The organism is Vibrio sp. 10N.247.311.49, assembly GCF_041467655.1.
In the GTDB taxonomy this organism is placed as follows: domain Bacteria; phylum Pseudomonadota; class Gammaproteobacteria; order Enterobacterales; family Vibrionaceae; genus Vibrio; species Vibrio crassostreae_C.
Map to the genome: position 1 here is coordinate 76,588 of NZ_JBFSVA010000002.1, position 11,829 is coordinate 88,416.

Consider the following 11,829-nt stretch of genomic DNA (forward strand, 5'->3'; position numbering starts at 1 on the left):
TTAGTAAGGACGTTGGTAAGCCGTCTTAACCACTGTGTAGAACTCTTTCGCGTATTGACCTTGCTCACGAGGACCGAAGCTAGACTCTTTACGACCACCAAACGGTACGTGGTAATCCGTGCCTGCTGTTGGTAGGTTGACCATCACACAACCGGTCTGCGCTTGTTGCTTGAACATTGCGCTAGTACGTAGGCTCTGAGTAATGATGCCGCCTGTTAGACCGAAGCGAGTGTCGTTGGTTGTCGCAATCGCTTCTTCTAGGTCAGCGACACGAATCACACTTGCCATTGGTGCGAACACTTCTTCTTGGTTCACTTCCCAATCGTTCTTAGTGTTCAAGAACAGCGTTGGAGACATGTAGAAACCTTCGTGCTTCATACTCAAGCGTTCGCCACCAAATGCCAGCTCACCGCCGCTTTGACGTGCTTTCTCAACCCAACCTAGGTTTGCTTCAAGTTGGTTGCCATCAACGACAGGGCCCATGAACACACCCTCTTCCAGTGCGTGACCCACTTTCAGCTCGCTCATACGTTTAATCAGTGCTTCAACGTATTGGTCGTGAATGCTATCCATAACCACAAGGCGAGAAGACGCGGTACATTTTTGGCCTGCGCCAGAGAAAGAACCTGCAATCGTTGCATCAACCGCAGTTTGGATATCAGCATCGTCAGCAATAACAAGTGCGTTCTTACTGCCCATTTCTAGTTGGCATCGAACGAAGTTTGGCGCTGTAGCCGCTGCCACTTTACGACCCGTATCAACAGAACCGGTAAAGCTCACACCGTTCACTTCTTTAGAGTTGATCAGTGCATCACCTACTGTTGAACCGCTACCCAGTACAAGGTTAAACGTACCTGCAGGGATACCTTGGCGGTGGATGATCTCTGTAAGCGCGACCGCACTTGCTGGTGTTAGGTTTGCTGGTTTCCAAATAACGCTGTTACCGAAAGCCAATGCTGGAGCAATTTTCCAAGCTGCTGTTGCTGTCGGGAAGTTCCAAGGAGAGATAATGCCGATAACGCCCACCGCTTCGCGAGTCACTTCAACAGAAACACCCGGGCGTACAGAATCTGCGTTGTCACCAATTTGGCGAAGCACTTCAGCCGCAAAGTATTGGAAGAACTGACCTGCACGGTAAATCTCACCGCGACCTTCAGCAAACGGCTTACCTTCTTCACGAGATAGCAAAGTGCCCAGCTCATCACAACGGGCAATCAGCTCATCACCAATCGCTTGAAGCACCGCTTGTTTGCGTTCAATCGGCGTTTTTTCCCACTCTGGTTGAGCGTGTTTCGCCGCTGAAATCGCTTGTTGAACTTGCTCAGCACTTGCTTGTGCAAAGTTACCGATGTTTTCAGAAATATCTGATGGGTTAATGTTCGCTACGGTGCTTACACCCGCTTGCCATTCGCCGCCAATGTAAAGTGCGTTTTCTGCTTGAACATTCTGTAAGTGAGTCATCATTCTATCCTTGTAACGTTAGGTTGCGGTTGAGTCTGGCAACCATCGGATTAATTAATAAATTGTTAATTTATATAGAGAATAAGTATTAATTTTGTATCTAGACGTAAAACTATTCGCTTGTATCAGTAAAGATCTGCGTAGACAAACAGCTTTGATTGGCAAATTGCCTCAGTTCACAGTCCATTTATTCAGGTTGAGACGCCGATGCATAAACCACGAACTCAACCAACATCTCTTCTCTAGCTAGCCCTGCAACAACGACTGCTGCACGATTTGGATAAGGTGCGTTGAAGTATTCCCCGTATACGCTGTTTACCGTTTTCAGGTATTCACGGTCAGTCACGTAAATCAGAACCTGCAGCACAGAATCCATCGATTCGCCTGCACACTCCAAGGTATGAACAAGGTTGTTAAAAGTTTGACGCGTTTGCGCTTCAATACCGCCTTCTACTACTGCGCCCGTTTCATCGATTGGAATCTGAGCAGTGTATAGAGTGCCGTTATTAACGATTGCCCACTCTAGTGGTGCTTTTGAAGCAAAAAGAGCGGTTTTTACTGGGTGTTTTTTAGTTTGTGCGTTCACGATTCCATCCAACTTTGTAACAACTATGTTTCAAGATGGTTAAATACTGCACCTTGACGCCTGATAAATCTAACGGTAAATTTTGTGCATTTGATAAATAAAATCTATCACCTTTCAAAAAGTAAGGTATAGCAAGGGCTAGAGAAGGATCGGAGTCATGAGTATTAAGCTACAACAGTTAAAACATTTTGTTTTAGTGGTCGAAGAAGGTGGATTTCGTGCCGCCTCTCACCGAGCAAATCGCTCTCAAGCGGCACTGTCTACTTCAATAAAAGAGCTTGAGAAAATACTTGGTCAGCCACTGTTTGAAACAGGCAACAAATCTACACTGACACCTTTTGGAGAAATATGCCTACCAAAAATCATTCAATTCTTGAATGTTTACAAAGCATTAGACAACGACTTACGTGCAGCGGCGGCTGGGCAACAAGGAAGAGTTCGAATAGCGAGCGTGCCTTCGGTGGCAGCCAAATTGATCCCTAGTGTGTTAGGGGCCTTTTGTGAGCAATACCCGAATGTAGAAGTGAGTTTGATTGATGATAATGCGGCAGGTGTAGAAGCACGATTACTCTCTGGAGAAGTAGATGTCGCCCTAGGCAACACCTCCCATTTAGAAGAAGAGAGTATCGACTTCACCCCACTTCTTTCCGATCCTATCGGTGTGGTCTGCTTAAAGGACAACCCTATCGCCGCTCAACCTGAAGGGATCGAATGGCAAACTCTGTTAAAACATCCCTTCATTCGTAACGGGACTTGCACCCTACTGGACCCAACACCTGCGCGCATGCTCAGCGAACAAGCCCTGTACTCTGTCGAGAACATTACCTCGCTTTTTTCGGTGTTAGAGCTCGGGATAGGCGTGACCACGCTACCTAAGTTGGCTTTCCCAACCAATGAAACCCGCTTGGTGTGGATTCCGCTAATTGACCCACCCTTGCAACGACAAATCGGCATTTTCAGACTGTCTGATCGTACGATCTCGCCACAAGCACAGGCTTTCCATGACTTATGTATTCAATACCTCAGTTATGAAGAGTCATAAGAGAGCCTAGATTAAGTAAATTAGGCAGCGCTCTGCTGCCATTTACTTCCTCAAAACTCGGTGTTTCTTCTCCGCACCATGCTTCTCGCACACCCAGTCCCCCATTTCACTCCTATATCATCAACATTTAGGCGCTGAATTTTCACTCTCGCGCACGCAAATAGTGACAAGCTGACGACAATATAAAAAATATTCGCTTATTGATAAGGAGCGACGTACGTTTAATTTACCAGAAAAACCAGATCTTCCATCATTGCCTCAAACAAGCTTAACCCCTACCAAAATCACACTTCACAACTCAGCTTGTAAATGAACCTAAGTGTTTGAATAGTCGTAATTGATAAGATCATAAGTTGAAAATTTAGCTCGCTACTCCCTTCTAAAAAGACCCTCTTTTACACAAGGATAAAGCATCTTAAATATTCATGAATAAAGTGATAGAACTATTACTTTCATAAATGAAAAACATTCATTTCAAAAATGGAATTATTGATATCAATATTTGTCGTTTTGATCACATAATTTTAGGCGTAGTTTATATTTTGTCGAAACGAGAGCGAACTAGTTTATATCGTTCTATTTCGTCAGGAGATATAAAACCAGCAAGATTATCTCTTTGTTAACAAGCAAAGTTTTATTAACAAGTAAATGCGAGTAGCAAGACATATTCAAACTGTGTTTTATATGAGCTTACACTGTTAAATATAAGGTTTTATTATGAGGCTTAATGGGATAAGTGGTGACATTCTTGTTGCTGCTAAAAGAGTTGTTCTCTGCCAAGTAGTATTGGCCGTCGGTGTAGTTTTATATGAAGTGTTTTTTGGTAATAAAGTAGATATGGAATCGTCGGCTTTGGGTATCGGAATTGCGATGCTACCTCCGCTGTTTGGTTTTATATATGCAAGCCTAAAGGTGCGCAAGAATCCTAATTATAGTTTACGTGACTTAATGCAAATGAGTCGTGTCGTGAAAATAACTTATACGTTCTTAATGTTTATCTTGGCGTTCCAGTTTTTCAAATTGGATAACCCAGTAATATTGTACGCATATATTCTCACTATGGTTGGGTACTTCTTAACACCATTTATTACTGCCTCTACAAGATCGGAGTACGTGTAGTATGGATCAAGTAACTACCGCTCACGAATACATAGAGCATCACTTAACCTTCTTAACTACAGGTGATGGTTTCTGGGCGTTCAACATCGACTCGATGTTGGTATCTTGGATTACGGGTTTACTGTTTATTGGAGCTTTTCGATACGTAGTGACTAAGGGCACCAGCGGTGTTCCAGGTCGATTTCAATGTTTTATCGAACTGATATTTGATTTTGTAAACAACCTAGTAAAAGAGATTTTTCAAGCGGAGGATAAATTAATAGGGCCACTGGCATTAACCACTTTTGTTTGGGTGTTGTTAATGAACGCGGTCGATTTATTACCAATAGATTTCATACCAGCATTAAGTCGTGCAATGGGTCTAGAACACTTTAGAGATCTACCAACGGCGGACGTAAATATTCCAATGTCGATGGCACTCGGTGTATTTATCTTACTGTTGACTTATACATTTAAAAATAAAGGATTGAAAGGCTTTATCAAAGAGCTTACTACGCAGCCATTTGATAACCCTCTTTTATACCCTGTTAACTTAGTTCTTGAATTAATAACATTAATTTCAAAACCTATATCACTAGGCTTACGATTATTTGGAAACATGTATGCAGGTGAGATGATATTTATTCTGATCGCATTAATGCCATGGTGGATGCAATGGGCACTGAGTGTTCCTTGGGCACTATTCCACATATTAATCGTATTCTTGCAAGCATTTATATTTATGGTACTGACCGTTGTTTATTTAGGTATGGCAACAGAAGAACACCACTAATTAATAACTAAAAAATTTAACTAACAAATTATTTATCGGAGATACAAATGGATATCGTAAGCGCAGTTTTATATGTAGCAGGTGCATTACTGATCGGTTTAGGTGCAGCAGGTGCAGCATCTGGTATTGGTAACTTAGCAGGTAAATACCTTGAAGGTGTTGCGCGTCAACCAGACCTTACTCCAATGCTTCGTACTCAATTCTTCATCATGATGGGTCTTGTGGATGCAGTACCGATGATCGGTGTTGGTATCGGTCTATACATCATCTTCGCCGTGGCTTAATCAAACCGCTTTGAAAGATCGATTTGTAAATAATCAAGATTTAGTGAGGAAGGTATGAACTTAAATGCAAGCATGTTTGGACAAGCAATCTCATTCGTGATTTTTGTTTGGCTCTGCATGAAATATGTATGGCCCCCTCTCACCGCGATGTTAGACGAGCGCCAAAAAGAAATCGCTGATGGTTTACGCCACTCAGAGAACGCTGCGAAAGAGCTAGAACTAGCAAAATCAAATGGCGCGCAACTCATCGAAGATGCAAGAAAAGATGTGACTGAACTGGTTGAACAAGGCCGAAAACGCCGCAATGAAATCATCAGCTTAGCGCAACAAGAAGCCGAGCAAGAAAAGGCACGCATCTTAGAACAAGGTAGAGCTGAGCTAGAAGGCGAACGCCAAAAGATACGCCGTGAACTTCAGGCAGATATGGCAGACGCAGTAATTCAAAGTGCACAGAAACTGATTAGCAAAAACCTAGATTCCGCAACGAACCGAGCGCTAGTTGACCAAATGATTAGCGAACTCTAAGGAGAGGCAATATGTCAGATTACACCAATATTGCTCATCCCTACGCCAAAGCATCGTTTGAATTTGCTTTAGGTGAAAACCAGTTACAAGAGTGGCACTCAATGCTGTCCATTCTTGTGGCTGTCGCGGAAGAAGAAACGATCGCTAGTCAGATTTCTTCAGCAGAAGGTGCTTCTACACACCAAACAGAAGAGCTGGCAAACCTCATCATTCATATTTGCCAAGGACTCGTTGATGACCACGTCATTAATCTTATTCGAGTCTTGGCCGAGAACGGCCGCCTTTCTGTTGTAAGAGACCTGTTTGAATTGTACTGCGAGCTAAAGGACGAACATGAACGTGTAGTGCCTGTCACTGTCACCAGTTCAGAAATGCTGACACAAGATCAAGTTACGTCACTAACAGCTGCACTTGAGAAGAAATTAGAGCGTCAGGTTGAAATGAAGCAGGTTATTGATGACACGTTAGTAGGTGGAATGGTCATCAAGGCGGGTGAAACCGTTATCGATGGTTCTTTAAACACATCAATTGACCGATTGGCTCATCAACTTCACGCGAGATAGGTAACAATTATGCAATTAAATTCAAATGAAATCAGCGATCTAATCAAAGAACGCATCTCGAAATTTAATGTGAGCACCGAGGCTCGCAATGAAGGCACTATCGTATCGGTTCGTGATGGCATCATCACAATCAATGGCCTTGCTGATGTTATGCAAGGCGAGATGATTGAGCTACCAGGTGGCAAATACGCACTCGCACTTAACCTCGATACCCACTCAGTAGGTGCGGTGGTTATGGGCCCCTACACTGACCTCTCTGAAGGTATGAAAGTGAAAGGTACAGGTCGTATCTTAGAAGTACCTGTAGGTAACGGACTTCTTGGTCGTGTAGTCAACACATTAGGCGAGCCAATCGATGGCAAAGGCCCAGTGAGTTGTGACCGACTCGACCCTGTAGAAGTGATTGCACCGGGTGTAATCGAACGTAAGTCTGTTGATCAACCTATTCAAACTGGTTATAAAGCGGTTGATACCATGGTGCCAATCGGTCGTGGTCAACGTGAGCTTATCATTGGTGACCGTCAGACGGGTAAAACAGCGTTAGCTATCGATGCGATCATCAATCAGAAAGATTCTGGCATCAAATGTGTGTATGTAGCGATTGGCCAAAAAGCCTCCACTATCGCTAATGTGGTTCGTAAACTCGAAGACCACGATGCGCTAAAAAACACCATCGTAGTCGTGGCATCAGCATCAGAGTCTGCAGCGCTTCAATACCTAGCCCCTTATGCGGGTTGCACCATGGGTGAATACTTCCGTGACCGCGGTGAAGATGCGCTGATCATCTATGATGACCTATCAAAACAAGCCGTTGCTTACCGTCAAATCTCATTGCTATTGAAACGCCCACCGGGTCGTGAAGCCTTCCCTGGCGACGTATTCTACCTTCACTCACGCCTACTAGAACGTGCAGCACGAGTGAATGCAGAGTATGTAGAGAAGTTCACTAACGGTGAAGTGAAAGGCCAAACAGGCTCATTAACGGCGCTTCCTATTATTGAAACTCAGGCGGGTGATGTATCAGCGTTTGTACCAACCAACGTAATCTCAATCACTGATGGTCAGGTTTTCCTTCAAACCCAACTGTTTAACTCAGGCTTACGTCCTGCAGTAGACCCAGGTATCTCGGTATCTCGTGTGGGTGGTGCGGCGCAATGCAAGATCATCAAGAAACTGTCTGGTGGTATCCGTACTTCATTAGCTCAATATCGCGAGCTGGCGGCCTTTGCTCAGTTCTCTTCTGACTTAGATGAGATGACGCGCAAACAGCTAGACCATGGTGAGCGTGTTACCGAATTAATGAAGCAAAAACAATACTCTCCAATGTCAGTCGCTGAGCAAGCAACGGTTATCTACGCAGCAGAGAAAGGCTACTTGGTCGGTGTTGAGCTAAACAACATTGCCCGTTTTGAAGAAGAGCTGATTGCTTATGCCAAAGGTCAGAACCCTGCGTTGTTCGAAAAAATCAACGCGACAGGCGATTACAATGACGAAATCGACGGTGCTCTTAAAGAGATCCTAGAAGGTTTTGTTGGGATGAAAGCTTGGTAAGTGCTCCGGTTTGTTAGCTGGAAATCAAAACAAATAGGAGCAGATTATGGCAAGTACTAAAGAAATTCGCACCAAGATAGCCAGTGTTAGTAACACTCAGAAAATCACTAGCGCAATGGAAATGGTTGCAGCAAGTAAGATGCGCAAGGTTCAAGACAACATGACGCTAACTCGCCCCTACGCCGAGAACATGCGAAAAGTTATCTCTCATGTTGCATCGGGTTCCCTGGAGTACCAGCACCCTTACCTGCAACAGCGTGAACCTAAGCGTGTCGCTTACATCATTATCTCGTCCGATCGCGGCTTGTGTGGTGGCTTGAACTCAAACTTGTTCAAGAAAGTGTTAGAAGAAATGGAGCAATGGCGCACCAAGGGAGTCGAGGTAGAAACAACCTTAGTGGGATCTAAGGCTATCTCGTTCTTCCAACGCGGCGGCAACGTTATTGCACAAACGTCAGGTCTTGGCGATACACCTAAGTTAGAAGACATCTTAGGTACGGTGAATGCGATGCTCGGGCATTACGACGAAGGTAAAATCGATAGCTTGTATCTCGTTTACAACCAGTTCGTCAACACCATGGTTCAAGCGCCAACGACCTTGCAGTTGCTCCCCCACCCTTCGGATTCTGAGGAAGGTGGTGAGCCTAAAAAAGCGCGTCGTTGGGACTACATCTATGAGCAAGCACCCAAAGACATACTCTCAGAACTGTTACATCGATACATCGAATCGCAAGTGTATCAAGGCATTGTTGAGAGCATTGCCTGTGAGCAAGCAGCCCGAATGGTCGCTATGAAAGCGGCGACTGATAACGCAGGCCAACTCATTGATGACTTGCAGTTGGTCTACAACAAGGCGCGTCAGGCTGCCATTACCCAAGAGCTGAGTGAAATAGTCTCAGGTGCCCAAGCTGTCTAGGGCTAGAAAAGACTGGGTCAAGAACAGAATTTGAGGATTTAAGAATGAGTGTTGGAAAAATAGTTAAAGTAATCGGCGCGGTGGTTGACGTCGAGTTCAGCGGCGGCAACAGCCCACGCGTTTATGATGCATTGAAAGTGACTAGCGACGAAGCAAGCTCGTTAGTATTGGAAGTACAACAACAACTGGGTAGCAATATCGTTCGTTGTATTGCAATGGGTACGTCAGATGGCTTACGTCGTGGCCTAACGGTTGAAAACACAGGCTCTCCAATCACGGTTCCTGTCGGCGAAGAAACGCTAGGCCGTATCATGAACGTGCTTGGTCAACCTATCGATGAGTGTGGTGAAATCGGTCAGAAAGAAAACTACGAGATTCACCGTGAAGCCCCTTCTTATGAAGAACAAGCAAACAGCACTGAGCTTCTAGAAACAGGCGTTAAGGTTATCGACCTTATCTGTCCATTCGCTAAGGGTGGTAAAATTGGTCTGTTCGGTGGTGCTGGTGTAGGTAAAACCGTCAACATGATGGAGCTTATCAACAACATCGCCAAAGCCCACTCAGGTCTTTCTGTGTTTACCGGTGTAGGTGAACGTACTCGTGAAGGTAACGACTTCTACTACGAGATGAAAGAAGCAGGTGTACTAGACAAAGTAGCCATGGTTTACGGTCAAATGAACGAGCCACCGGGAAACCGTCTACGTGTAGCACTTACAGGCCTAACTATGGCTGAGCGCTTCCGTGATGAAGGTCGTGACGTACTGTTGTTCATTGATAACATTTACCGTTACACGCTTGCGGGAACAGAAGTATCAGCTCTGCTAGGTCGTATGCCTTCAGCAGTAGGTTACCAACCAACACTGGCTGAAGAGATGGGCGTACTTCAAGAGCGTATCACGTCAACAAAACAAGGCTCTATCACCTCTATCCAAGCAGTATACGTACCTGCGGATGACTTGACTGACCCATCGCCAGCAACAACCTTTGCTCACTTAGATGCGACCGTTGTACTGTCTCGTAACATCGCGGCACTGGGTCTATACCCTGCGATTGACCCGTTAGATTCAACGTCACGTCAGTTAGATCCGCTGATCGTAGGCCAAGAGCACTACGACATTGCACAAAAAGTACAAACAACGCTGCAACGCTACAAAGAGCTAAAAGACATCATCGCGATTCTTGGTATGGATGAGCTGTCTACTGAAGACAAACAGACCGTATCTCGCGCTCGTAAGATTGAACGTTTCTTAACGCAGCCTTACCACGTAGCCGAAGTGTTTACCGGTCAGAAAGGTGTCTTTGTACCGCTAAGCGAAACACTAAGAGGCTTTAAAGGTCTATTGAGCGGTGAATATGACGATATCCCAGAGCAAGCGTTCTTGTACTGTGGCTCTATCGACGAAGTGCTTAACAAAGCAAAATCACTCTAAGAGGCAGGTGCACCATGGCTATCGGAATTACAGATAATACATTTCAACTTAATATTGTAAGTGCGGAAGGTACGCTGTTTTCAGGTCCAGCGTATGCCCTAGCCGTTTCTGGCGCTGATGGTGAGCTGGGGATCCGCCCGGGTCACTCCCCGCTTCTCAGTAAAATAAAGCCAGGCGTGACCGTGTTTGTCACAGACCCTAAGTCAGAGGGGCAAGTGCTTTATGTTTCTGGTGGGATGCTGGAAGTTCAGCCGGATGTGGTGACGGTGTTAGCCGATACTGCCTTGCACGGCCAAGATATTGACCGCGCTCGCGCAGAAGAAGCGAAATATGCAGCTCTAGAAAATATCAATAAGGGCAATGTAGACATCAACTTTGCACAAGCTCAGCTTGAACTAGCAAAAGCCGTTGCTCAACTTCGTGCATCAGAACTGACGTCTTCTCGCACTCGACACTGAGAATAAAACTTAGATGCTTAGTGCTTGATGTGTAAATAGTCTACCCACTTAAAAAACAGTTTAAGTGGGTAGACTACATCAGGAACCCTTCTCTCCTTTCCAGCTTCCCCTCCCTTTCAACCGTCCCTAGTACATCCTTTTCAACAACGTTTACACCATTACTTCTCTGAAAAACGCGCTTGGTGCGGATCAAGTTCATGACCAAGAGGTTGTGTGAGTGAATGATATAACTCTGGCTTACGGCCACGAATCCAGCGTCTACCAGTACACATGTCTAACTCTTCTGCTTTTAGCTCTGCAATCACCATGTCGTTATCAACACTATCGGTCTCAGCAATGATTTCACCATAAGGGCTGAGGATCATCGCATTGCCTGTTCTTACTTCATCCATATCAACGCCGACACCATTACTAAACACCACAAACATACCGTTGTCGTGCGCTCTTGCAGGCAACCAACGCATTAACCACTCGCGGCCATTCTTGCCCTGCATTTCAGCACGAATCGCCTCTGGGTTTTCATCTCGGTTAAACCATAATTCAGGGTCAATTCGCTTCATCGCATTCGGGCTTCGTGAATGACAACCGCCCGTTTGGTGTGGCGCAATCAAAATATCGGCGCCTTTCAATGCGGTGATTCGAACGTTCTCAACCAAGTTGTTATCCCAACAAATCAAGATACCGACTTTACAACCATGGGGCGTATCGAACACCGTGTATTGGTCGCCGCTGCTCATATGTGGGCTCACAAAGGTGTGCAGTTTACGGTGTTTCTGAACTTCTCCATTGGGCATCACGAACACATAAGTGTTGTATAACTCGCCATCCACACCCTGCTCTATCAAACCAGCCCCAACACTGATGCCAAACTGTGTTGCCAGTGCAATCAGATTTTGAGTCGATTCACCACTCGGCACAGGTTCCGCTAGCGCTTCTATCTCGTCTCGCGACAAAGCAGACACATGCCAGTAGCCAGTGATGCACATCTCTGGGAAACTGATGATCTCCACACCACTCTTCGCAGCTTGTTGAACGTATTGACCTATCACCGACAAGTTATACGCCTTATCGCCTGCATGATGGTTAAACTGAACCGACGCTACTTTGATGTCTCTTTTCATT

At 45.2% G+C, this 11,829-nt stretch carries 13 protein-coding genes; 10 read left to right on the forward strand and 3 right to left on the reverse strand.

Going from position 1 to position 11,829, the window contains the following annotated elements; genetic code table 11:
* Together AB6E54_RS03135 and AB6E54_RS03140 are read right to left on the reverse strand one after the other, a co-directional pair.
* Entirely contained in the window at window positions 1-1,461 is a 1,461-nt protein-coding gene (locus tag AB6E54_RS03135; protein WP_017060834.1) for an aldehyde dehydrogenase family protein, read from the reverse strand.
* Between the two features lie 187 nt (window positions 1,462-1,648).
* Window positions 1,649-2,047 (reverse strand): RidA family protein, encoded by a 399-nt coding sequence (locus AB6E54_RS03140; protein ID WP_004741170.1) that lies wholly within the window; start codon window positions 2,045-2,047, stop codon window positions 1,649-1,651.
* 157 nt (window positions 2,048-2,204) lie between these two features.
* Between AB6E54_RS03140 and AB6E54_RS03145 the strand changes: the two genes are divergently transcribed.
* From AB6E54_RS03145 to AB6E54_RS03190, 10 genes are all read left to right on the forward strand, one after another.
* Window positions 2,205-3,089, forward strand: a complete 885-nt coding sequence (locus AB6E54_RS03145; protein WP_136978936.1) for a LysR family transcriptional regulator — start codon at window positions 2,205-2,207, stop codon at window positions 3,087-3,089.
* Window positions 3,090-3,806: 717 nt separating this feature from the next.
* Entirely contained in the window at window positions 3,807-4,208 is a 402-nt protein-coding gene (locus AB6E54_RS03150) for a hypothetical protein (protein ID WP_017060837.1), read from the forward strand.
* Window position 4,209: 1 nt separating this feature from the next.
* Entirely contained in the window at window positions 4,210-4,980 is a 771-nt protein-coding gene (gene atpB, locus AB6E54_RS03155; protein WP_017060838.1) for a F0F1 ATP synthase subunit A, read from the forward strand.
* A gap of 47 nt (window positions 4,981-5,027) precedes the next feature.
* Window positions 5,028-5,264 (forward strand): F0F1 ATP synthase subunit C, encoded by a 237-nt coding sequence (gene atpE / locus AB6E54_RS03160; RefSeq protein ID WP_004730405.1) that lies wholly within the window; start codon window positions 5,028-5,030, stop codon window positions 5,262-5,264.
* Window positions 5,265-5,318: 54 nt separating this feature from the next.
* Complete coding sequence (locus AB6E54_RS03165) at window positions 5,319-5,789, forward strand: F0F1 ATP synthase subunit B (RefSeq protein ID WP_017060839.1); 471 nt, start codon at window positions 5,319-5,321, stop codon at window positions 5,787-5,789.
* An 11-nt stretch (window positions 5,790-5,800) separates the two neighbouring features.
* Entirely contained in the window at window positions 5,801-6,352 is a 552-nt protein-coding gene (locus AB6E54_RS03170; protein ID WP_017060840.1) for a F0F1 ATP synthase subunit delta, read from the forward strand.
* Between the two features lie 9 nt (window positions 6,353-6,361).
* Window positions 6,362-7,903 carry a F0F1 ATP synthase subunit alpha gene (gene atpA, locus AB6E54_RS03175; protein WP_017060841.1) on the forward strand — a complete coding sequence of 514 codons (1,542 nt, stop codon included), beginning with the start codon at window positions 6,362-6,364 and terminating at the stop codon, window positions 7,901-7,903.
* 46 nt (window positions 7,904-7,949) lie between these two features.
* Complete coding sequence (gene atpG / locus AB6E54_RS03180; RefSeq protein ID WP_017064727.1) at window positions 7,950-8,819, forward strand: F0F1 ATP synthase subunit gamma; 870 nt, start codon at window positions 7,950-7,952, stop codon at window positions 8,817-8,819.
* Between the two features lie 44 nt (window positions 8,820-8,863).
* Window positions 8,864-10,249 (forward strand): F0F1 ATP synthase subunit beta, encoded by a 1,386-nt coding sequence (gene atpD, locus AB6E54_RS03185; RefSeq protein ID WP_017060843.1) that lies wholly within the window; start codon window positions 8,864-8,866, stop codon window positions 10,247-10,249.
* 14 nt (window positions 10,250-10,263) lie between these two features.
* The gene (locus tag AB6E54_RS03190) at window positions 10,264-10,707 is read left to right on the forward strand and encodes a F0F1 ATP synthase subunit epsilon (protein ID WP_004730391.1); all 444 of its coding nucleotides are present in this window, start codon (window positions 10,264-10,266) and stop codon (window positions 10,705-10,707) included.
* A 158-nt stretch (window positions 10,708-10,865) separates the two neighbouring features.
* On the opposite strand, the gene AB6E54_RS03195 is transcribed toward AB6E54_RS03190, so the two are convergent.
* Window positions 10,866-11,828 carry a nitrilase family protein gene (locus AB6E54_RS03195; protein ID WP_102332885.1) on the reverse strand — a complete coding sequence of 321 codons (963 nt, stop codon included), beginning with the start codon at window positions 11,826-11,828 and terminating at the stop codon, window positions 10,866-10,868.
* Window position 11,829: the final 1 nt, after the last annotated feature.